The following is a 21258-nucleotide window of genomic DNA, read 5'->3' as shown; positions in this document are numbered from 1 at the left end:
CGGTCCGTCAGCCCGTGCCGACGGTGGGCCCGTCACCCGCGCCGACTGTCGACGGTCAGCCGCGCCCATTTCCGGCGGGCAGCAGTGCCGATGCCGGCGGTCAGCCGGGGCGGTTACGGCGTTTCGACGACCTCCTGGCCGAGCGGCCACAGCGCCGCCGGGACCAGCTTGAAGTTGGCCACCCCGAACGGGATGCCGATGATCGTCACGCAGAGCGCGATCCCGGCGAGGATGTGCGACAGGGCCAGCCACCAGCCGGCCAGCACCAGCCAGAGCACGTTCGCCAGTCCGGAGGGGAGCCCGGCGCCCGGCTTCGACACGAGGGTGCGGCCGAACGGCCACAGCGAGTACGAGGCGAGCCGCAGCGAGGCGACGCCGAAGGGGATGGTGACGACGAGGACGAAGCAGATCAGGGCGGCGATGCCGTAGCCGAGGGCCAGGACGAAGCCGCCGCCGAAGACGAGCCACAAGAGGTTCAGCAGAAAGCGGATCACCACCCCATGGTCGCTCGCGCGGGCAAACCCGCCAACGCCGCCCGTGCGCGAGCAGCGACGGCACCGCCGAGACGACGCCGCCCGGTCCACCAGGGCCGACGCCACTGGGGAGACATGCACCGTTCAGCAGCGCCCGCCACGTCGCGGACCGCCGCCGCTCCGCTCCGGCAGCGCCGCCAGCACGTAGACCGACGTCGCTCAGTTCCGGCAGCGCCGCCGCCACGTAGACCGACGTCGCTCAGTCCGCCAGCAGCACCGCCACCGCGTGCGCCGTCGCCGGATGTGCGGCGACCAGCAACGCCGCCGCCCCGCCCGGTGGAGTGCCGTCGTCGCCGTCCGGCTGCCACTCGCCGGCGCAGCCCAGCAGCGCGGCCACCGCGTCGACCGTCTCCGGGTGGGCCACCAGCAGGCCGTGTACCGGACCCGCCGCCGCGGCCGGTGCGGGTGCGCTGGACGGGGCGGGCCCGGCGGCCCACGGTGGCGTCCAGGAGTCCAGTGCCGGCAGCGTGGCGGGGAACGTGCGTTCCGCCTCGCGGACCAGCAGCGGCACCAGCTCCGGGCCGTGCTCGCGCAGCGTGGTGATCAGCGTCGGCAGCCAGGGCAGCAGCACCGGGTCGGGCAGCCCGGCGAACGCGGCGGACATGGTCTCGACCACGAACGGCGCGAGCCCGGGCACCGGTTCGAGCGCGTGCACGAAGCCGGACAGGTACTGCGGGAACGCGGGCACCACGAGCGGGTTGGCGAGCATCTCGGCGCACTGTTCGCGCAGCCGCGCCAGCGGCAGCAGACCGAGCTGGTGGCGGGCGGCCCAGAGCAGTGCCAGCTTGGCGGGCGCCTCCGGGTGGGCCTGCGCGACCGCCAGTTCGAGCTGGGAACGGTCGCAGCCCAGCGACAGCGCGAGGCTCTCCATGCTGAACAGGAAGCCGAGCATCGCGCCGACCTGCCGGACGCCGGTGGCCTCGTCGACGAACGCGGTGGGCAGCAGCGTGCAGTAGTGGGCGTACCCGGTGGTGACGAACGCCCGGCACCAGGCGGGCAGCGCCGGTGCGGTGGTGCGGTGGTGGGCGAGCAGCCGGCGGATGCGGCGCAGCACCTCCGGCGCGTCGTCCACAGTGCGTTCGGCGGCGAGCAGCTCCACCGCCCGCGCGCCGAGTTCGTTGACCAGTCGAGGGCTGTCCAGCAGCCGGATGGCGTCCTCCACGGCGGCGAGCGCGCGGGCGGCGGTGGCGTCGGGGCCGCGTACCGCCCGGCGCAGCCGTTGTTCCAGCACCTGCTCGACCGTGACGCCCTCGTATCCGAGCTCGATGAGCGCGCGCTGGTTGCGGCCGAGCGCGAGATCCCAGCTCTCCTGCTCGGAGCGGTGACCGAGGCGGCGCTCACCCATGATCGGGCGGACCGCGTCGGCGGGCAGCAGGTGCCGCAGCATCCACAGCAGGTCGGAGCAGGGCGCCAGCGCCGGGTCGGCGCGCAGGTCGAGCAGCGCCCGCTGGACGGTGCGCCGTTCCAGGTCGAGGCCGAGGGGGCGGAGCCGGTCGAGGACGTCGCGGGCCAGCGGCGGCAGTGAGTCGTAGCCGACCTGGCCGACGCGGTCGCCGCCGAGCAGGATCTCGCAGAGCCGGCGGACGTCGCGCCGGCCGGGTACCACGTCCTTCTCGATGCAGGTGACGGCGGCGTCGGCGAAGTCGTACGGCGTGGGCCGGGCGCGGTTGCGCAGGTTCGCCAGCAGGATCGACGTCTCGAACACGGCGATGGCGTCGGCGGTGCTGGCGAGGTAGCCGTTGCGGCGGGCCAGCCGGACGATGTCGACGCTCCAGCCGCGCAGCTCGGCCTCGTCCAGTTCGTCGAGCACGGGCGGGGCGGCGAGGAACCCGCTGAGCCGGTCGGTGGCCGGGCCCGCCGGGACCGGTGCGGCGGCGCGGGAGCGGCGGCCCTTCTTCTCGGTACGCTGCCCGGCCAGCCGGTACGGAGTGAGCCGGGTGCGGCTGACCGCCGCCGTCCAGTTGGCGGCGGCGATGGACACGGTGCCCGGGGCCAGGCCGAACTGCGCCTCGATGGCCGAGTGGCTGGACGGGATCAGGCCGTAGCGCCAGCGGGTGCCGGTGCGCGGGCTGATCGGGAAGTCCGGGGCGGTGGAGTCGAGGCCGAACTGTTCGACCCGGCTGGCCGCGTGGAAGGCACCGCAGACGTAGAGGCAGTCGGCCGGGTCGGCGCCGCTTTCGGCGAGGTGCTGCCGCATCCGGGTCCACATGTACCGTTCGCGGTCCTCGTCGCGTTCGTCGCGGGCGGACCGGGACGGGCGCAGCCGCCGGAACAGGCTGCCGATCAGCACCATGACCTGCCGGTAGGTGTCGTGGTCGGCGTCGGCGAGCGGCCGTTCGACGTACTGGTCCCACCATTCCGACCAGTGGCGCACCTTGCCGTGGTGCAGCAGGTGGGCCTCCAGCTCGGCGAACCGGGGGCGCAGGTCGCCGATCTCCACGCCGACCGCGTCGCCGTGCAGTCCCGCGTCCTCGTCCGAGAACGGAGCGTCGGAGCCCCGCTCCGGGCCGGTGTCGTCGCGGTGCGTCCACTGGAAGACGTGGTCGGTGGAGCGGTCCACGAGCACCAGCTCCACGCCGGGGGTGTCCAGGGCGTACGCGATGGCTTGGTATTCGGCGGACGCCTCGGTGACCGGCGCGACAACGCTCAGCGGGCTCCACTCGGCGGGGAAGCCGTCGAGTTCGGTGGCGAACGCCTGCACCGCGACCGGCAGGCGGCAGTTGCGCAGCTCGTCGAGCAGCGGTCGCAGGTCCTCGCACAGCTCCAGGTAGATCACCTTGGGTGGCCGGGCGCGCAGCCGCCGCGCCATGGCCAGCGCCGAGGCGGGGGAGTGGTGGCAGACCGGGAAGATCTCCAGCCGTTCGCGGAGCGCCCGGTCGACGTCGTCGACCATCCCGGCGAGGATGCCGGCGAGCGCGTCCGGGGAGCCGGCGAACGCGGCGGCTGCTTCGGTGAGCTGCTCGCGCAGCGGGCCGAACAGTCCGGTGGGTGCGGGCGCGGTCATGACAGCGACGCGATCGCCTGGCGGCCGCCGTCGAGGAAGCCCTCCCAGTCGCCACCGTCGGCCTTGGCGCGGGGTTCGACCACGCCGTGCAGGTACTTGTTGAGGATGGCCAGGTCCTCCGGTGCGCGGCGGGCCAGTGAGCCCATCAGCGAACCGGCGAGCGTCTGGGCGCGCAGGGTGCGGTCGCCGAAGAACTGGCTGTGCAGGATCGCGTCCTCCAGCACGCCGATCTGCTCGGCGGTGGACAGCGCCGACTCCAGCTTCTCGTCGTCGCTGGTGGCGGCGGACGCGGCGGCGCGCAGGTCGGCGAAGCTCTGGAGCAGGATGTCGAGCAGGGTGGGCGGCACGTCGAGTTCGATGCGGTGCCGGCGCAGGAGCTCCTCGGTGCGGAAGCGGACGATCTCGGCTTCGCTGCGCTTGTTGGTGACCACCGGGATGCGGACGAAGTTGAACCGCCGCTTCAGCGCGGAGGAGAGGTCGTTGACGCCCCGGTCGCGGCTGTTGGCGGTGGCGATGATCGAGAAGCCGGGCTTGGCGAAGACGATGTTGTCGTGGTCCAGCTCGGGGATGGAGACGTACTTCTCGGACAGGATCGAGATGAGCGCGTCCTGGACGTCGCTGGTGGAGCGGGTCAGCTCCTCGAACCGGCCGATCACGCCCTGCTCCATCGCGGTCATGATGGGGGAGGGGATCATCGAGTCGCGGGACTGGCCGCGGGCGATGACCATGGAGACGTTCCACGAGTACTTGATGTGGTCCTCGGTGGTGCCGGCGGTGCCCTGCACGACGAGCGTGGAGTTGCGGCAGATCGCGGCGGCGAGCAGCTCGGCGAGCCAGCTCTTGCCGGTGCCCGGGTCGCCGATGAGCAGCAGGCCGCGGTCGGAGGCGAGGGTGACGATGCTGCGTTCGACGAAGCTGCGGTCGCCGAACCACTTCTGCGGGATCTCCCGGTCGAGGCCGTCGGCGCGTTCGGAGCCGAGCACGAACAGGCGGACCATGCGGGGGCTCAGCCGCCAGGAGAACGGCTTCGGCCCGGTGTCGACCGATTCCAGGTAGGCCAGCTCGTCGGCGTACTTGACCTCGGCCGGGGCGCGGAGCATGTCGGACATCAGGGGTGCTCTCCTAGGTGAGGAAGTTCTTCAGCTCGACGACGAGCTTGCGGATGTGGCCGGAGATGACGGGGGTGCCGAGGTCGGAGAAGCGCTGCCGGAACCAGGGGTTGACGCTCTGGTTGCCGGAGCTGTTGACCGAGCCGACGGGGATGAACTTCACCCCGGAGCGGTGTACGGCCTCGATGCCGTCGAACAGCGGCTGGGATCGGTCGAACTCGTAGAAGTCGGAGATCCAGACCATGACCGTGTTGCGCGGCTCGACGATCTTGGGGCGGGCCAGGGCCATGGCGACCGGGCCGTCGTTGCCGCCGCCGAGGTTGGTGCGCAGCAGCACCTCGAACGGGTCGTGCACCCACGGGGTGAGGTCCAGCGCCCGGGTGTCGTACGCGATCAGGTGTACGTCCACCTTGGGCAGGCCGGCGAAGATCGAGGCGAGGATGGTGCAGTTGACCATCGAGTCGACCATCGAGCCGGACTGGTCGACCACCACGATCAGCCGCGACGGGGTGGTCCGCCGGGCGGTCTGCCGGTAGTAGAGCCGGTCGACGTAGAGGCGCTCGTCGTCCGGGCTCCAGTTGGTGAGGTTCTGCCAGATGGTGCGGTCCAGGTCGAGGTTGCGGTAGACCCGCTTCGGCGGGATCGACCTGTCGACGGCGCCGACCGTGGCCTGCGCGACCTGGGTGCGCAGCACCTCGGCGACCTGGTCGACGTAGCGGCGGATCAGCGACTTGGCGTTCGCGAGCGCCACTCCGGAGAGGTTGGACTTGTCCCGCAGGAGCTGCTCGATCAGCGACATGCTCGGGGTCAGCCGGGCGGCCAGCGCCGGGTCGGCGAGCACCTCGCGCAACCGCATCCGGGCGACGAGGTCGCCTTCCAGCCCGGCGAGCGTGGCGCCCAGGCCGGTGCCCTCTCGGCGCAGCTCACCGGCCTGCGCGCCGCACGCCTGCTCGAACCAGCCGGCGTCGGCCTGCCAGCGGGCGAGCTGCCCGGCGCTGACCTCGCCGCCGCCGGTGGCGAAGACGTTGAGCAGCAGCTTGGACGCCAGCGCCGCGCGGCGTACCTCGGTCTCGGCCGGCTGGAACGGCCCGGCGGCGGCGGTGTCGTCGCCGGGGGTGAGCAGGCCGCGCAGCTCGCCGGCCAGCGCCGGGAAGCGCTGGACGACGGTGTCGACGGAGACGGCCGGGTCGAGCAGCGCGGCGGGCAGGCCGAGGTCGTCGACGACGGCGACGCTCGCCGACTCCAGCCCGGGTTGCTCGTCGGGGCTGAACAGGCGGGCGAGCAGCCGCCAGTAGAGCACCTGGCGGCGGTTGGCGTGGGTCCGGTCGTCGGTCATCGGCGCAGCAACCGTCCCGCGCGTTCGCGCAGCACGGCCACGGCGTCGCCCGCCTTGGCCTCGGCCTTCGCCGTCTTCGGGTCGGTGACGCCGCACGCCCAGTCGCCGTTGTGCGCCTCGACGGTCTGCTTCCTGACGGTGGCCCGGACCGCGAGGGGTTGCAGCAGCCAGCGGCCGTCGTCCCAGCGGAGCAGGCCCAGGCAGGCGGTGGAGGCGGCGACGAGCGCCGGGGTGAGCGGACCGGCGGCGGGCAGCCGGCCGGTGGCCAGGCGCAGGGGCCGGCCGTCGAGGTCGAGCGCCGGGGCACCGTCGTCGTCGCGGACGGTGTAGCCCTCGACCAGGACCGGTTCGGCGATCGCGGCGGGGTGGCGCAGCAGCGGCGCTGTCGCCGCGGCGGTGGCGCCGGCGAGCAGCACCCGGGCGGTGGCGAACGGGTCGGCCGGCTCGCCGAGCGTGGCCCGCTCCTCGGCCCAGCGCAGGTCCGCGCCGTGGGCGGTCAGGTCGGTGACGGTGACCGCCCGCCGTTGGGCCAGGGCGGTGAGCAGGATCGGGTACGCCTCCAGCAGCCGCCAGCCGGCCGGGCCGACGATGGTGGCGACCTTCGCCGCGACCACTGTGACCCGGACCAGCCGGGCGGTGCCGCCGCCGGCCGGTTCGAGCAGCGCGTGCACCTGTGCCTGGAACGCGGTGTCGTGCTCGTGCACGTCGACGCCGAGGGGTAGCAGCCGTCCGGAGACCGGCTCGCCGGGCGCGGTCTCGCCGTGCGCGCCGTGGCTGAGCAGGACGGCGCGGGTCCACAGGTCGGCCCACCGGCGGGCGGGCACCTGCGGCAGGGCCGCCACCGGCAGCGCGGCGCGCAGTTCGGCGGCGAGGCCGTCGAGCAGCACCGCGAGGCGGCGCAGTGCCGGTTCGGCGAGCGCGGCTTCGACCGGCGCGGCGGCGCCGGAGAGCAGCTCGTGGTCGGCGCCGCGCCAGCCGGCGAGCGCCAGCTCGTGCAGCCAGGCTCGTGCGCCGGCCAGGGCGGGGAGGGACGCGGCCGGGGCGGCGGGCGTGGCGGCCCACGGGGCGCGGGACCGGCCGCGCGCCGTGTCGAGGCGGTCGAGCAGGGCGTCGTGTGCGGCGCCGAGCAGCGCGGAGCGGGCCCCGGCGAGGGCGGCCAGGTGGTCCTCGGTGAGCGCGCCGGTGCGTACCGCGCCGGCCGCCTCGGTGACGCGGGCGGCCAGCGGGGTGCCGCCGACCGCGCCGGCCAGTGCGGCCCAGGCGGCGGCGCCCGGCTCGTCGAGGCGGGCCAGGCCTGCGGTGAGCGTGTCGTCGGCGCCGTCGACGACGGCGAGCGTCTCGGCCAGCGCGGGGATCGCCCCGTCGTGGAGCTGCGTGAGCTGCGCGGCGAGCATCAGCTCACCCCCGCGGTGGCCGGGAACCAGTGCAGCTCGGGCACCGCTGCCGTGTCGGCCGGGACCTCGAGGTAGGCCAGGTGGCGCAGGAAGCGACTGAACACCACGGCGGCCGGGCCCGGCTCGTGCCGCGCGTCGGTGCGAGCCAGCAGGGCGGTGCCGCCGGCGACGCCGTCGCCCACGTCGACGCGCAGGTAACGGGCGACCTGCTCGACGCCGTACTGGAGGACCGCCTCGTCGGCCAGCGCGTGCAGGTGCTTGCAGAGCATGCTGCCGCGCAGGCCGCCGCAGGGCCGGTTGTTGTTCGTGCTGCAGTTGACCGCGTGCGTGCCGGCGGTCACCGAGGAGACGTAGACCCGCTCCACGTCGGAGCCGCTGGACACCACCCCCTGCAACCGCCCGTCGGCCAGCTCCACGAAGGGCACCTTGGCCAGCTTGCGGGCCCGCGCGGGCGGCGCCACCCGCAGCACGCTGCGCCGTCGCCACGAGGCGTCCGTCGCCTCCGTCATCTTCCCGACCTCCCCGCCGGCCGGGCGCCGCCGGGCACGCCGGAACGCCGTCGCCGGCCGTGATCCGTGCCGCTGTGACGACAAGGATCATGGACCACGGGTACGACAGGACCGCCGTCGCCGGGCGGCGCCGGGAATACCGCGCTGCCCGGCGGGTAGAGGAGGGCGTGGTCGAGCCCGAGCCGTCGTGCCCGTGGCGCCCGGGCGGGCGGGTGGTGCCGTGACCCCCGCGGCTCCGGCGGCGCGCCGCGAGGTCCGGGAGGCGTACGAGCGGCTGCGCCGGTACTTCATCGTGGCTCTCCAGGCCGGTCTGGCCGCCGGTCTGGCCTGGTACGTGGCCAGCACGCTGCTCGACAATCCGCAGCCGCTGTTCGCGCCGGCGGCGGCGGTGGGCACCATCGCCGCGGCGATCGGCAACCGGATCCGGCGGACCGCCGAGCTGCTGGGCGGCGTGATCCTCGGAGTGCTGGTCGGCGACCTGCTCATCAAGCTGATCGGGGCGGGTCCGGTGCAGACCGGCCTGGTGGTCGCGCTGGCGATCTCGCTGGCGGTGGTGATCCGGGGCAGCGGCGCCGTGATGGTGCAGGCCGGCAGCACCGCGGTCCTGCTGGGCACGGTGGAGCCCAACGCGCCGGACCTGGCCGTGCCGCGTACGGCGAACGCGCTGGTGGGTGGCGGGGTGGCGGTGGTGGTGGCGTTGCTGGTGTTGCCGCTGAATCCGGTCCGGGTGGTGCACCGCGCGGCCGGGCCCACGCTGGACCTGTTCGCCAAGGAGCTGACGGCGACGGCGAACGCGCTCGCCGTCCGGGACGCCGGGGAGGCCGAGGCGGCGCTGGGCCGGCTGGAGGCGGCCGAGGTCGAGCGGGAGCAGACCACCGAGATCGTCGCGGCGGCCCGGGAGGTGACGTCGCTGTCGCCGTGGCGGTGGCGGCGCCGGGCCCAGTTGCGCCGCTACGAGAACGCCGCAGCCCATCTGGAGCTGGCGTACACGAACAGCCGCAACATGGTCCGCCGGGTGGTGGCGTTGCTGGAGGCCGGGGAGCCGGTTCCGCCGGCCCTGCCGGCCGCGGTGGAGGCGTTCGGGCAGTCGCTGCGGCTGCTGCACCGTGACTTCCTGGCCGGGCGGACGCCGGACATCGCCCGTACCCGGGCGCGGGACGCCGCGCGGGAGGCCGGCCGGGCGCGTGCCGCCGGTCTCGGTTTCTCCGGCACGATCGTGGTCTCGCAGCTGTTCATCGTGGTCGGCGAGTTGCTGCGGGCGTCCGGCATGACCAAGATCGAGGCGGACCGGATGGCCGGCGTCTGCGAGCATCGACCGGACTCCCGCCCGGACCCAAACGACCGTTAAGCTTCGGCTGTGGGAATCGAGGAACTGTACCCCGCCGGGCGACTGACCGCGGCCCAGCGCGCCACCGCCGCGGCGGGCCTGGACGCGCTGCTGCTCACCCCGGGTTCCGACCTGCGCTACCTGACCGGCTACGACGCCCGCGAGGGGGAGCGGCTGACCTGCCTGGTCCTGCCCGCCGAGGGCGAGCCGACGCTGATCGTGCCGGTGCTGGAACGGCCGGACGCCGAGGCCGCGCCCGGCACCGGGTACCGGATCGTCGACCACGCCGACGGCACCGACCCGTGGCCGCTGGTGCGCGCGGCGCTCCCCGGCCCGGTCCGCGCCGTCGGGCTGGCCGACCGGATGTGGGCGCAGCAGGTCCTCGCGCTGCGCGACGCGCTGCCCGGCGCGGCCCAGCGGCTCGCCTCCGACGTGCTGCGGGAGATGCGGATCCGCAAGTCGCCGGCCGAGGTGGCGGCGCTGGCCGAGGCGGGCGCCGCGATCGACGCGGTGCACCTGCGGATGGGGGAGTGGCTGCGTCCCGGCCGCACCGAGCGGGAGGTCGCGGCCGACCTCGCCGCCGCGATCCGGGCCGCCGGGCACGCCGCTGTCGACTTCGTCATCGTCGCCGCCGGCCCGAACGGCGCGAGCCCGCACCACGGCACCTCGGACCGCCCGATCGGCGTGGGCGAGCCGGTGGTGGTCGACATCGGCGGCACCATGCCGTCGGGCTACCGGTCCGACTGCACCCGCACGTACGTCGCCGGCGGTCCCGCCCCGGCGGAGTTCGTGGACTACTACGCGGTGCTGTGGGAGGCGCAGCGCGCCGCCGTGGCCGCCGTCGCGCCGGGCGTGACCGCCGAGGCCCTCGACGCGGTCGCCCGCGACGTCATCGGCGCCGCCGGGTTCGGCGACGCCTTCCTGCACCGCACCGGTCACGGCATCGGCCTCGACGGCCACGAGGAGCCGTACGTGGTGACGGGCAACCCCCGGCCGCTTCAGGCCGGCATGGCTTTCTCGGTCGAACCCGGGATCTACCTCGCCGGGCGGCACGGCGCCCGGATCGAGGACATCGTCGTCTGCACGACGGACGGCGGGCAACGGCTCAACACCACCCCCACGGAGCTCATCGCGCTATGAACGTCGACCGGATCCTGCCCACCGACGAGGCCCACGACCTGCTGGACCTCGCCACCGAACTCGCCGACCGGGAGCTGGCCCCGGCCGCCGCCGGTTTCGAGGCCCGCGCCGAGTTCCCCCGGGAGGTGCTGCGCACCCTGGGCCGGGCCGGCCTGCTCGGCCTGCCGTACCCGGAGGAGCACGGCGGGGCCGCCCAGCCGTACGAGGTGTACCTCCAGGTGCTGGAGATCCTCGCCAGCCGGTGGCTCGCAGTGGCCGAGGCGGTCAGCGTGCACACGCTGTCCTGCTACCCGGTGGCCCAGTTCGGCACCGACGAGCAGCGCAAACTCCTGCCGGACATGATCGGCGGGGAGCTGCTCGGGGCGTACTGCCTCTCCGAGCCGCAGGGTGGTTCGGACGCGGCGGCCCTGACCACGCGGGCGGTGCGCGACGGCGACGCGTACGTGGTCACCGGCACCAAGGCGTGGATCACGCACGCCCGGGTGGCCGACTTCTACAACATCTTCTGCCGCACCGGCGGTCCCGGCCCGAAGGGCATCTCCTGCCTGCTGGCCGACAGGTCCACGCCGGGCATCCACCCGCAGGCCGCCGAGCGCACCATGGGCCTGCACGCCTCGCCGATCGCGCAGATCGCCTTCGACGACGCCCGGGTGCCGGCGGACCGGCTGATCGGTGGCGAGGGCGCCGGGTTCACCATCGCGATGTCCGCGCTGGACTCCGGCCGCCTGGGCATCGCCGCGTGCGCTGTGGGCCTGGCCCAGGGCGCGCTGGACTACGCGGTCGGCTACGCCCGGGAGCGCCGCCAGTTCGGCCGGGCGATCATCGACTTCCAGGGGCTCGGGTTCAACCTGGCCGACGCCGCCACGCAGATCTCGGCCGCACGGGCGCTCACGCTCGCCGCCGCGCGGCTGCGCGACGCCGGACGCCCGTACTCGATCGAGGCGGCCAAGGCGAAGCTGTTCGCCACGGACGTGGCGATGCGGGTGACCACCGACGCGGTGCAGGTGCTCGGCGGCGCCGGGTACGTCGCCGACCACCCGGTCGAGCGGTACATGCGCGAGGCCAAGGTGCTCCAGATCGTCGAGGGCACCAACCAGATCCAGCGGCTGGTCATCTCCCGCGCGCTGGCGAAGGGCTAGCCTGTCGCGGTGACCTTCCCCCGGATCACCGTGGACCCCGACGTCATGGGGGGTGCGCCCTGCGTACGGCAGTCGCGCATCCCCGTGGCCACCCTGCTGGCCATGATGGCCGAGGGCATGTCCGTCACGGACATCCTCACCGACCTGCCGTTCCTGGACGAGGAGGACATGGCGGAGGTGCTGAACTTCGCCGCGGACGCGGTGCGCGACCGGACGGCGCGCTGAGCGTCACCGCGGCGGGCCGGGTGCGGCGTGGGAGCGCTTTTCCGGCTAGGGTGCAGCGCGTGGAGGAGATCGACCGTGCCATCGTCGCCGCGCTGACCGGGGACGGTCGGCTGTCGTACACGGATCTGGCCGAGCGGGTGGGCCTGTCGGTGTCGGCCGTGCACCAGCGGGTCCGCCGGCTGGAGCAGCGCGGGGTGATCAAGGGGTATGCCGCGCGGGTGTCGTTCGAGGCGCTGGACCTGCCGCTGACCGCGTTCGTGGCGATCCGGCCGTTCGACCCGTCGCAGCCGGACGACGCGCCGGAGCGGCTGGCGCACCTGTCCGAGATCGACTCGTGCTACTCGGTGGCGGGGGAGGACTTCTATCTCCTGCTGGTGCGGGTGGCCGGTCCGGCCGACCTGGAACGGGTGCTGCAGGAGATCCGTACCGCCGCGAACGTCACCACGCGCACGACTGTGGTGCTGTCCACGCCGTACGAGAACCGGCCGCCGAAGATCAATGGCGAGCTGACCGGTCGGGGGCGTCCCCGTCCGTCGGCGGAGCCGGCAGGTTCCACCGCCTGACCACCCGCCGGCCGTGCTCGTGACCGAGCACGCTGAGCGTGGCGGTGTCCAGCCGCAGCAGCGCGCCGGCCGAGGGCGGCAGCCCGATCCAGCGCGCCCCCAGCACCCGCAGGCTGTGCCCGTGCCCGACGAGCGCGACGTCGCCCTCCTCCAGCAGCGGCGCGACCCGGTCCAGGACGCGGTCGAGGCGGGCGCCGACCTGCTCCGGTGACTCCCCGCCGGGACCGCCGTCGGTCCAGATCGTCCAGCCGGGCCGTTCGGCCTGGATGTCGGCGGTGGTGCGGCCCTCGTACTCGCCGTAGTGCCACTCGGCCAGGTCGGGCTCGATCGCGTCCACCGTGAGCCCGGCCAGGGCGGCGGTGCGGGTGGCGCGCTGCCGGGGGCTGGACAGCACCCGGGCGAAGCGCCGGCCGGCCAGCAGGGGAGCCAGCGCGGCCGCCTGCCGCTCGCCGTCGGCTGTCAGCTCCAGGTCGGTGTACGAGGTGTGCCGGTGGGCGGCGCTCCACGTGGTCTCGCCGTGCCGGATCAGCAGGATCTCGTTCACCGGCCCAGTCAACCACGGTCGGGCGGCGTCGGCCGGGCGTCGAACCTTCAACCTATTGTCCTAGGACGCACTACGCGATGTACACCGGTCAACGGCGTTTCACAGGACAGTCACCGGGGACGCGACAACGGCAAGGCGTAGCCGGACGAGGGAGGGCGACATGAGCTTCACCGACAAGGCGAAGAACAAGGCCCAGGAGATGAGCGGCATGGCCAAGGAGCGCATCGGAGACGTGACCGACAACGAGCGGTTGCGGGCCGAGGGCGCCTCCGAGCAGAGCACGGCGCGCGCCCGGCAGGCCGGGGAGCACGCCAAGCAGGCGGGCCGCGACGTCAAGGACGCCTTCAACAAGTGAGTACGCGAACGGCGGGCCACCTCATCGCAGAGGTGGCCCGCCGTTCGGGTGTCCGGGGTCAGTCGTCGCGGTGGGCGAGCCACCAGGCCTGGCCGGCCTCGGGCAGCGTGTCGATCGGGTCGTAGTAGGCGTAGCGCTTGTTCAGCGCCTCCAGGTCGGCCGACTCGATCGAGGTGCGGTAGTTCTTCGTCCAGTAGGAGATGCCGCGCTCACGGTCGTAGTCGGTGAGCATGTGCACCCAGCGCTTGCCGACGAACGGCACGTCGCAGACGATCCGCGGGGTGGCGTAGCCGGGCAGGTAGCCCATGATGTCGTGCTGGAGCTGCTGGGCGTGCCAGACCGGAACGCGCCAGTGCTCGGCGTTGGGGATCATGTCGCACATGTAGAAGTAGTACGGCAGGATGCCCGCCTCGCCCTGGAGCGCGAAGCAGAGGTCGAGCAGGTCGGCGCTGGTGGCGTTGACGCCGCGCATGAGCACGCCCTGGTTGCGGACGTCGCGTACGCCGACGTCGAGCGCGGTCTGGGCGGCCTTGGCGACCAGCGGGGTCAGCGACTGGGCGTGGTTGACGTGGGTGTGGATGGCCAGGTTGACGCCGCGGCGGGCGGCGGTGCGGGCGACCCGTTCGAGACCCTCGACCACGTCGGGCTGGAGCCAGTGCTGGGGCAGGCCCATGAGCGCCTTGGTGGCGAGCCGGATGTCGCGGATCGTCTCGATCTCCAGCAGGCGCATCAGGTACGACTCGAGGTTGCGCCACGGCACGTTGGCGACGTCGCCGCCGGAGACGACCACGTCGCGTACGCCGGGGTGGGCCTTGAGGTACGTGATGTGGGCGTCGTAGCGGTCGACGGGCTTGAGGGTGAGCTTGAGCTTGTCGACGGCGGGGGTCGAGTTGCCGACGAGGTCCATGCGGGTGCAGTGGCCGCAGTACTGCGGGCAGGTGGAGAGCAGCTCGGCGAGGACCTTGGTGGGGTAGCGGTGGGTGAGGCCCTCGGCGACCCACATGTCGTGCTCGTGGAGGCTGTCGCGGCTGGCGTACGGGTGGGACGGCCAGTCGGTGCGCCGGTCGGAGGCGACCGGGATCATGTAGCGGCGGATCGGGTCGGCGAGCAGCGCCTCGGTGCTCATCGTCTGATGCGGCACCATGGTGTTGAGCATCTGCGGCGGCACCAGCATGGACATGGTGGCCTGGGCCTTCTGGTCGGCCTCCAGGTCGGCGTAGAAGGTCTCGTCGACGGTGTCGCCGAGGACGGCGCGCAGCTGCTTGATGTTCTTGACGCAGTTGACCCGCTGCCACTGGGCGCTCTCCCACTGGTCGCGGGTGATGTGGCGCCAGCCGGGGAAGCGGGTCCAGTCGGGTTCGACGAGGGGCGCGCGGCGGTATTCGTAGGGCTGTCCGGCGGCCGGGACGGTGGCCGGCGCGTGGCGGGGCGTCGGGATGGTCTCCACCGGTTGGGTCTGGGTCACGGCCCCTCCTCGTCAGTGTGCGGGTTGATCAACGGTTGCGAAGGCTACTGGAAAATCTGCGGTGAAGAAATTAGTCTGCCGTAAGTTTTCCCGCGACGCGACCCCTGGCCGGGGGTTCGGGCGGCTGGACATAGGGGGTCGGCGTGACGTCACCGGTGGGTCTGCACCGAGTCGTGGAACCGGCGGGGGTGCTCCCGCAGGCGGCCTGGCGGTTGGACCCGGACCCGCGGATCGCGGCGAACGAGGTGCGGATCCGGGTCGAGCGGCTGAACCTGGACGCGGCGAGTTTCCGGCAGTTGGCGGAGAAGCACGGCGGCGACGGGGAGAAGGTCCGCGCCGAGGTGCTGGAGATCGTGTCGACCCGGGGGAAGATGCAGAACCCGGTGACCGGTTCGGGCGGCATGCTGATCGGCACCGTCGAGGAGGCGGGCCGCCGGTCGCCGCTGGGGCTGAAGGCGGGTGACCGGGTGGCGACGCTCGTGTCGCTGACGCTGACGCCGCTGACGATCCTCGACGGGCTGGCCCGCTGGGACGGGCGCAGCGAGCAGGTGCCGTGCGACGGGTACGCGATCCTGTTCGCCCGGTCGATCGCGGCGGTGCTGCCGCCGGACCTGCACCCCGAGCTGTCCCTGGCGGTGCTGGACGTGTGCGGGGCGCCGGCGTTGACGGCGCGGGTGGTGGCCGAGCAGGTGGCGCGGCGCTCGCGTGAGGGTGATCCGCGTCCGGTGTCGGTGGCGGTGATCGGCGGGGCCGGCAAGAGCGGGTCGTTGTCGCTCGCGGCGGCGCGGCGGGCGGGCGCCGCCCGTACCGTCGGGGTGGTTCCGGTGGCGTCGGAGCGGGACGCGCTGACGGCGGCCGGGCTGGCCGACGTGGTGGCGCTGGCCGACGCGCGGGATCCGGTGGGGTTGTCGACGGCGGTGACGACGGCGCTGGGCGTGCCGGCGGACGTGACAGTGGTGTGCGTGGACGTGCCGGGGTGTGAGCACGGCGCGGTGCTGGCCACGGCGGACGGCGGTACGGTGATCTTCTTCTCGATGGCGACGAGTTTCGCGGCGGCGGCGCTGGGCGCGGAGGGCCTGGCGGCGGACGTGACGATGCTGGTGGGCAACGGGTACGTGCCGGGGCACGCGGCGCTGGCGTTGGATCTGTTGCGGGCCGAGCCGGGGGTGCGCGGTCTGTTCGAGGCGCGTCTGGCGGCAGACTGAGGCCATGACGAACCCCTCGACGCTGTATCGCGGTGGAGTGCTGCACTGTCCGGCGGACCCGAGCGCGACGGCGCTGCTGGTGCGGGACGGGCGGATCGCCTGGTTGGGTACTGATGCGGACGCGCCGCGGGCGGACCGGGTGGTGGAGCTGGGCGGTGCGCTGGTGACGCCGGCGTTCGTGGACGCGCACGTGCACGCGACGGATACCGGGTTGGCGTTGTCGGGGCTGGATCTGTCGGCGGTGCGGTCGGCGGGTGGGCTGCTGGAGGCGGTGTCGGCGTTCGCGGCGGGCCTGCCGGGTGACGCGGTGGTGCTGGGGCACGGCTGGGACGAGTCGGGCTGGGCGGATCGGGCGTTGCCTGATGCGGCGGCGCTGGACCGGGCGGCCGGTGGGCGGCGGGTGTATCTGTCGCAGGCGTCGATCCATTCGGCGCTGGTGTCGGCGGCGTTGCTGGCGGCGTGCCCGGAGGTGGTGTCGGCGGCCGGGTACGAGGCGTCGGGGGGGTTGCGGCGCGACGCGCATCACGTGGTGCGGGCGGCGGCGTTCGCGTCGGTGACGCGGGCGCAGCGGGTGGCGGCGCAGCGGCGGGCGCTGGAACACGCGGCGTCGCTGGGTGTCGCGGCGGTGCACGAGTGCGGTGGTCCGGACATCTCCGACGAGGAGGACTTCACCGGGCTGCTGGCGATCTCGGGGGCCGGGGTGCCGGAGGTGTACGGGTACTGGGGTGAGCTGCTGGGTGCGGCGAAGGCCCGGGAACTGGGTGCGGTGGGCGCGGGTGGTGACCTGTTCGCGGACGGGGCGCTGGGGTCGCGGACGGCGCACGTGTCGGCGGCGTACCTGGACGGTGAGGCGGGGGCGTGCGGGCACGGGTACGTGTCGGCGGAGCAGGTGCGTGATCATCTGCTGGACTGCGCGGCGCACGGGTTGCAGGGCGGGTTCCACGCGATCGGGGACGCGGCGATCGGGACGGTGCTTGCGGGGTTCGGGCTGGCGGCGCGGTCGCTGGGTGTGGACCGGTTGCGGGCGGCCCGGCACCGAGTGGAGCACGCGGAGATCATGAGCAAGGCGCTGATCGCCGGGTTCGTGGAGTACGGGATCGTGGCGTCGATGCAGCCGGCGTTCGACCGGTTGTGGGGTGGCGCGGGCCGGATGTACGAGTCGCGGCTGGGGTTGGCCCGATCGTTGGAGTCGAATCCGATGGGTGCGATGCACGGGGTCGGTGTGGCGTTGGCGTTCGGGTCGGATTCGCCGGTGACGCCGTTGGATCCGTGGGGGTCGGTGCGGGCGGCGGCGGCGCATCACAACCCGGCGCAGCGGATGAGTGTGCGGGCGGCGTTCGCGGCGCACACGCGCGGCGGGTGGCGGGCGGTGCACCTGGACAACGAGGGTGTGCTGGCGTTGGGGGCGCCGGCGACGTTCGCGGTGTGGGACACCCCGGCTGGTGTGGAGCGGGGGCTGCCGGTGGTGCTGGCCGAGGATCCGGAGTTGCGGGGCGCGGACGATCCGACGCCGCTGCCGGTGTGCCGGGCCACCGTGTTGCGCGGTGACGTGATCTATGAGGAAGGGTCTTCGTGACAGGGAAGCTTGGGCTGGATCCGGCGCTGGTGGCGCGGGCGCGGGAGTTGGCGCGCCGGGCCGGGCAGCCGGTGGTGGATCTGGCGCGCAGCCACACCACGGTGTCGGTGGAGCGGGCGGTGCTGCGGCTGGCCGGGGTGACCGGCGCGGACCCGGACGGTATTCCGTGGGTGAACCGGCTCGTGGACGCGGTGGTCGCGGACGTGGGGCTGGGGCACGGGGTGGCGGCGCCGGTGTTCGACGCGCTGGCGCGTGAGGGCATCGCCGATGTGACGTTGCTGGCGCAGAAGGCCGCGGCCGGGTCGGTGCGGTTCGCGCAGCCGTCGGGGAAGGCGGCGACGGCTGCGCGGCGGGCGTCTCGTAAGGCGGTGGCGGCGGGGATCCGCGGCATCGACCGGCGGCGCGCGGAACGGGACCGCCTCGTCAAGCGGTTCGGGGATCCGGAGCGGCGGCCGTGGATCTACCTGATCGTGGCGACGGGTGACATCTACGAGGACATTCCGCAGGCGCAGGCGGCGGCGCGGGCCGGCGCGGACGTGATCGCGGTGATCCGGTCGACGGGGCAGTCGCTGCTGGACTACGTGCCGGAGGGGGCGACCCGGGAGGGGTTCGCGGGCACGTACGCGACGCAGGAGAACTTCCGGCTGATGCGGGCGGCGCTGGACGAGACGTCGCGGGAGCTGGGCCGGTACGTGCGGCTGACGAACTACGCGTCGGGTCTGTGCATGCCGGAGATGGCGACGTTGGCCGGCCTGGAGCGGCTGGACATGATGCTCAACGACTCGATGTACGGGATCCTGTTCCGCGACATCAACCCGATCCGCACGTTCGTGGACCAGCGGTTCTCGCGGCAGGTGCACGCGCGGGCGGGGATCATCATCAACACCGGTGAGGACAACTACCTGACCACCGCTGACGCGGTGGACGAGGCGCACACGGTGACGGTGTCGCAGCTGCTCAACGAGTTCTTCGCGCACGAGGCGGGGCTGGCGGACTGGCAGCTGGGGCTGGGGCACGCGTTCGAGATCAACCCGGATGTGCCGGAGTCGTTCCGGTTGGAGCTGGCGCACGCGTTGCTGGCGCGGGAGTTGTTCCCGGACGCGCCGTTGAAGTGGATGCCGCCGACGAAGCACATGACCGGTGACGTGTTCCGGGGAAACCTGCTGGACGGGTTCTTCAACCTGGTGGGCACGATGACCGGGCAGGGGATCCTTCTGGTGGGGATGATGACCGAGGCGGTGGTGACGCCGTGGCTGTCGGACCGGGACATCGCCCTGCAGAACGTGCGGTACGTGCTGGGTGCGGCGGGCGGGTTGCACGAGGACTTCGTGCCGGCGCCGGGCGGGTTCATCCAGCAGCGGGCGCACCGGGTGCTCGGTGAGGCGGTGGATCTGCTGGAGCGTATCGGGGACCAGTCGTTGCTGACGGCGATCGCCGAGGGCACGTTCGGGATCATGAAGCGGCCGGCGGACCGGGGCAAGGGCCTGGACGGGGTGGCGCGGCACGAGGCGGACTACTACAACCCGGCCACCGAGATCCTGGAGGTGGCGGCGTGAGCGAGCGCACCGAGCGGAGCGAGAAGACCGTCGTGCGGCCGTACGGGGACACCACCGGTGACGGCATGGTGCAGGTGTCGTTCACGTTGCCGGTGCCGCACGACAAGCGGGCCGAGGGCGCGGCGGTGCAGCTCGCCAACAAGATGGGCATGGACCCGGCGATGCTGGTGCACGCCAAGCCGATCGGCGACGGGTTCACGTTCTTCGTGGTGTACGGGCGGGTGAACCACCTGGTGGACCTGGCGAAGGTGCAGGTGGTGGAGCGTGACTATCCGCTGCTGTCGGCCAAGGAGGTCAACGCGGTGGTGAAGCGGCAGCTGCGCCGCAAGCTGTCGGTGGTGGGCGCGTGCATCGGCACGGACGCGCACACCGTCGGCATCGACGCGATCCTCAACGTCAAGGGCATCGCCGGTGAGAAGGGCCTGGAGTACTACCGGGAGCTGAAGGTCACGAACCTGGGCGCGCAGGTGAGTGTGCCGGAGCTGGTCGAGGCGGCCCGGCGGGAACGCGCCGACGCGGTGCTGGTGTCGCAGGTGGTGACGCAGCGCGACGCGCACCTGCACAACACGCGGGAGATGTCCGCGGCGTTCCGGGAGGCGATGCCGGCCGGACGCCGGCCGCTGCTGATCGTCGGCGGGCCGCGGTTCGACGAGACGATGACCGGCGAGCTGGGCGTGGACCGGATCTTCGGCCGTGGCACCACTCCGGGTGAGGTCGCCAGTTACCTCGTCCACGCTTTGATCACCTCCAGGAAGGCGAACACCCCATGAGCGATCCGCGTGTCGGTCTCACAGTCGTCCACCGCCGGTACGTGCCGTACTCCCACGCCCACTACGCGGGCAACCTGGTCGACGGGGCGTACGCGCTGGGGTTGTTCGGTGACGTGGCCACCGAGGTGTGCATCCGCACCGACGGCGACGAGGGGTTGTTCGCCTCGTACGCCGATGTGCAGTTCCGGGCGCCGATGAAGGCCGGTGACGTGCTGGAGGTGACCGCGACGGTGACCCGGGTGGGCACGCGCAGCCGCACCATCGACTTCGCCGCCACCGTGGTGTGCCGGGGCCGTCCGGACAAGGACGAGTCGGCCGCCGAGGTGCTCGACGAGCCGATCGTGGCGGTCACCGCGACCGGCACTGTGGTCGTACCGCCGTCGCCGTGAGCGAGCCGATGTTGCGCGCCGTCGTCTGCGCCGACGTCGGGTCGACGTACACGAAGGCGGCGGTGGTGGACCTCGACGGCGGCCGGCTGGTCGCCGCGGCGTCCGCGCCCACCACGGTGGGCACTGACGTCCTCCACGGCCTGGACGCCGCTGTCGGTGCGGCCACCGCGTCGGCCGGGGTCGCTGAGGTGCCCTGGTACGTGTGTTCTTCGGCCGGTGGTGGGCTGCGCCTGGCGGTGGTGGGTTACGAGCCCCTCGTCACCGCTCAGGCGGGCCGGCGGGTCGGTCTGTCGGCGGGCGCGAACGTGGTGCACGTGGCGGCGGGGCGGCTGTCCGGGGCGGACGTGGCGGCGTTGCGGGCGGCCCGCCCGGACGTGGTGCTGCTGGTGGGCGGCACCGACGGCGGCGACGCGGACACGGTGACGCACAACGCGACGCGGCTGGCGAAGGCCCGGTTCCGGGTGCCGGTGGTCCTCGCCGGCAACGCCGACGTGCGCGACGACCTGCACGCGCTGCTGGCGGGCGCGGGGGTGCCGGTGACGGCGGCGGACAACGTGCTGCCCCGCATCGGGGTGCTGGAGCCGGCGTCGGCGCGGGCGGCGATCCGGGAGGTGTTCCTGCGGCACGTCATCGGCGGCAAGAAGCTGTCCCGGGGTACCCGGTTCACGCGGCTGGTCCGCGCCGCCACCCCGGACGCGGTGCTCACCGGCGTGGAGGTCCTCGCCGGCACGCTCGGCGGTGACCTCGCCGTGGTGGACGTGGGTGGGGCCACCACCGACGTGTACTCGGTGCTCACGCCCGACGAGCGGGACAGCGGGCCGAGTCAGGAGGTCGCCGGGACGCTGTGGCGGGCGCGCACCGTCGAGGGTGACCTGGGCATGCGGTGGAGCGCGCCGGGTGTGGTGCGCGCCGCGGCCGAGGAGCGGCTGCTCGACCCGGCCGAGGAGGCGGAGCTGGCGGAAGCGGCGGCGGTCCGGGCGGCCGATCCGGGGTTCCTGCCCGCCGGTGACGGCGAGCGGGCCGTGGACCGGCGCATCGCGGCGCTGGCCGCGACCGTGGCGTTGCGGCGGCACGCGCGGGGCGCGGCGACGGGGGAGCGGGCCGGGCGGGACCTGCGGG

The 21258-nt window shown here is 73.5% G+C and carries 20 protein-coding genes; 12 read left to right on the top strand and 8 right to left on the bottom strand.

What is annotated here, in order from left to right; translation table 11 throughout:
• Positions 1-113: 113 nt before the first annotated feature.
• The 6 genes from EAD96_RS10750 to EAD96_RS10725 all read right to left on the bottom strand — a co-directional run bounded on the left by EAD96_RS10750 (position 114) and on the right by EAD96_RS10725 (position 7846).
• Complete coding sequence (locus tag EAD96_RS10750; protein WP_175438877.1) at positions 114-494, bottom strand: YccF domain-containing protein; 381 nt, start codon at positions 492-494, stop codon at positions 114-116.
• Positions 495-732: 238 nt separating this feature from the next.
• The gene (locus EAD96_RS10745; protein ID WP_121684170.1) at positions 733-3537 is read right to left on the bottom strand and encodes a DUF5682 family protein; all 2805 of its coding nucleotides are present in this window, start codon (positions 3535-3537) and stop codon (positions 733-735) included.
• On the bottom strand, positions 3534-4646 hold the full coding sequence (locus EAD96_RS10740) for an AAA family ATPase (protein ID WP_120569954.1): 1113 nt from the start codon (positions 4644-4646) through the stop codon (positions 3534-3536). The genes EAD96_RS10745 and EAD96_RS10740 overlap by 4 nt, the downstream gene beginning before the upstream one ends.
• Positions 4647-4659: 13 nt before the next feature.
• Complete coding sequence (locus tag EAD96_RS10735; protein ID WP_121684169.1) at positions 4660-5982, bottom strand: VWA domain-containing protein; 1323 nt, start codon at positions 5980-5982, stop codon at positions 4660-4662.
• Positions 5979-7376 carry a hypothetical protein gene (locus EAD96_RS10730; protein ID WP_121684168.1) on the bottom strand — a complete coding sequence of 466 codons (1398 nt, stop codon included), beginning with the start codon at positions 7374-7376 and terminating at the stop codon, positions 5979-5981. Before EAD96_RS10730 ends, EAD96_RS10735 begins: the two co-directional genes overlap by 4 nt.
• Positions 7376-7846 (bottom strand): hypothetical protein, encoded by a 471-nt coding sequence (locus EAD96_RS10725; protein ID WP_199733130.1) that lies wholly within the window; start codon positions 7844-7846, stop codon positions 7376-7378. The genes EAD96_RS10730 and EAD96_RS10725 overlap by 1 nt, the downstream gene beginning before the upstream one ends.
• A 259-nt stretch (positions 7847-8105) precedes the next feature.
• Here EAD96_RS10725 and EAD96_RS10720 point away from each other — a divergent pair, with 259 nt between their 5' ends.
• From EAD96_RS10720 to EAD96_RS10700, 5 genes are read left to right on the top strand one after another with little or no spacing between them, the layout of a single operon-like run.
• Complete coding sequence (locus EAD96_RS10720; protein ID WP_199733126.1) at positions 8106-9233, top strand: aromatic acid exporter family protein; 1128 nt, start codon at positions 8106-8108, stop codon at positions 9231-9233.
• Between the two features lie 9 nt (positions 9234-9242).
• Entirely contained in the window at positions 9243-10352 is a 1110-nt protein-coding gene (locus tag EAD96_RS10715; protein WP_121684165.1) for a Xaa-Pro peptidase family protein, read from the top strand.
• Complete coding sequence (locus tag EAD96_RS10710; RefSeq protein ID WP_121684164.1) at positions 10349-11491, top strand: acyl-CoA dehydrogenase family protein; 1143 nt, start codon at positions 10349-10351, stop codon at positions 11489-11491. Before EAD96_RS10715 ends, EAD96_RS10710 begins: the two co-directional genes overlap by 4 nt.
• A gap of 9 nt (positions 11492-11500) precedes the next feature.
• The gene (locus EAD96_RS10705; protein WP_091426971.1) at positions 11501-11716 is read left to right on the top strand and encodes a DUF433 domain-containing protein; all 216 of its coding nucleotides are present in this window, start codon (positions 11501-11503) and stop codon (positions 11714-11716) included.
• Between the two features lie 59 nt (positions 11717-11775).
• Positions 11776-12279 carry an Lrp/AsnC family transcriptional regulator gene (locus EAD96_RS10700; protein ID WP_120569948.1) on the top strand — a complete coding sequence of 168 codons (504 nt, stop codon included), beginning with the start codon at positions 11776-11778 and terminating at the stop codon, positions 12277-12279.
• On the opposite strand, the gene EAD96_RS10695 is transcribed toward EAD96_RS10700, so the two are convergent.
• Complete coding sequence (locus EAD96_RS10695) at positions 12212-12823, bottom strand: histidine phosphatase family protein (protein ID WP_120569947.1); 612 nt, start codon at positions 12821-12823, stop codon at positions 12212-12214. The genes EAD96_RS10700 and EAD96_RS10695 overlap by 68 nt on opposite strands.
• 160 nt (positions 12824-12983) lie before the next feature.
• Here EAD96_RS10695 and EAD96_RS10690 point away from each other — a divergent pair, with 160 nt between their 5' ends.
• Entirely contained in the window at positions 12984-13178 is a 195-nt protein-coding gene (locus EAD96_RS10690; protein WP_073829538.1) for a CsbD family protein, read from the top strand.
• A 58-nt stretch (positions 13179-13236) separates the two neighbouring features.
• Here EAD96_RS10690 and EAD96_RS10685 read toward each other — a convergent pair whose 3' ends face one another.
• Positions 13237-14643: a KamA family radical SAM protein gene (locus tag EAD96_RS10685; protein ID WP_121684163.1), complete on the bottom strand. Its 1407-nt coding sequence runs from the start codon at positions 14641-14643 to the stop codon at positions 13237-13239.
• A 143-nt stretch (positions 14644-14786) separates the two neighbouring features.
• Here EAD96_RS10685 and EAD96_RS10680 point away from each other — a divergent pair, with 143 nt between their 5' ends.
• From EAD96_RS10680 to EAD96_RS10655, 6 genes are all read left to right on the top strand, one after another.
• Positions 14787-15848 carry a zinc-binding alcohol dehydrogenase gene (locus tag EAD96_RS10680; protein ID WP_121684162.1) on the top strand — a complete coding sequence of 354 codons (1062 nt, stop codon included), beginning with the start codon at positions 14787-14789 and terminating at the stop codon, positions 15846-15848.
• 4 nt (positions 15849-15852) lie between these two features.
• Positions 15853-17424 (top strand): amidohydrolase, encoded by a 1572-nt coding sequence (locus EAD96_RS10675; protein ID WP_121684161.1) that lies wholly within the window; start codon positions 15853-15855, stop codon positions 17422-17424.
• Positions 17421-18980 carry a lysine 5,6-aminomutase subunit alpha gene (locus EAD96_RS10670; RefSeq protein ID WP_120569943.1) on the top strand — a complete coding sequence of 520 codons (1560 nt, stop codon included), beginning with the start codon at positions 17421-17423 and terminating at the stop codon, positions 18978-18980. The genes EAD96_RS10675 and EAD96_RS10670 overlap by 4 nt, the downstream gene beginning before the upstream one ends.
• Positions 18977-19750: an OAM dimerization domain-containing protein gene (locus tag EAD96_RS10665; RefSeq protein WP_120569942.1), complete on the top strand. Its 774-nt coding sequence runs from the start codon at positions 18977-18979 to the stop codon at positions 19748-19750. Before EAD96_RS10670 ends, EAD96_RS10665 begins: the two co-directional genes overlap by 4 nt.
• Positions 19747-20139: a hotdog domain-containing protein gene (locus tag EAD96_RS10660; RefSeq protein ID WP_121684160.1), complete on the top strand. Its 393-nt coding sequence runs from the start codon at positions 19747-19749 to the stop codon at positions 20137-20139. Before EAD96_RS10665 ends, EAD96_RS10660 begins: the two co-directional genes overlap by 4 nt.
• An 11-nt stretch (positions 20140-20150) precedes the next feature.
• A partial coding sequence (locus EAD96_RS10655; protein ID WP_199733128.1) for a glutamate mutase L occupies positions 20151-21258 on the top strand: 1108 nt, incomplete at its 3' end.

The sequence above is a fragment of the Micromonospora sp. BL1 genome (genome assembly GCF_003667485.1).
In the GTDB taxonomy this organism is placed as follows: domain Bacteria; phylum Actinomycetota; class Actinomycetes; order Mycobacteriales; family Micromonosporaceae; genus Micromonospora; species Micromonospora tulbaghiae.
This window is presented reverse-complemented; position numbering and strand designations above follow the sequence as displayed.

Excerpts from the sequence above, each read along its gene's own strand:
- EAD96_RS10745 (WP_121684170.1), bottom strand. The coding sequence starts at position 3,537 with ATGACCGCGCCCGCACCCACCGGACTGTTCGGCCCGCTGCGCGAGCAG.
- EAD96_RS10740 (WP_120569954.1), bottom strand. The coding sequence starts at position 4,646 with ATGTCCGACATGCTCCGCGCCCCGGCCGAGGTCAAGTACGCCGACGAG.
- EAD96_RS10735 (WP_121684169.1), bottom strand. The coding sequence starts at position 5,982 with ATGACCGACGACCGGACCCACGCCAACCGCCGCCAGGTGCTCTACTGG.
- EAD96_RS10730 (WP_121684168.1), bottom strand. The coding sequence starts at position 7,376 with ATGCTCGCCGCGCAGCTCACGCAGCTCCACGACGGGGCGATCCCCGCG.
- EAD96_RS10710 (WP_121684164.1), top strand. The coding sequence starts at position 10,349 with ATGAACGTCGACCGGATCCTGCCCACCGACGAGGCCCACGACCTGCTG.
- EAD96_RS10690 (WP_073829538.1), top strand. The coding sequence starts at position 12,984 with ATGAGCTTCACCGACAAGGCGAAGAACAAGGCCCAGGAGATGAGCGGC.
- EAD96_RS10675 (WP_121684161.1), top strand. The coding sequence starts at position 15,853 with ATGACGAACCCCTCGACGCTGTATCGCGGTGGAGTGCTGCACTGTCCG.
- EAD96_RS10660 (WP_121684160.1), top strand. The coding sequence starts at position 19,747 with ATGAGCGATCCGCGTGTCGGTCTCACAGTCGTCCACCGCCGGTACGTG.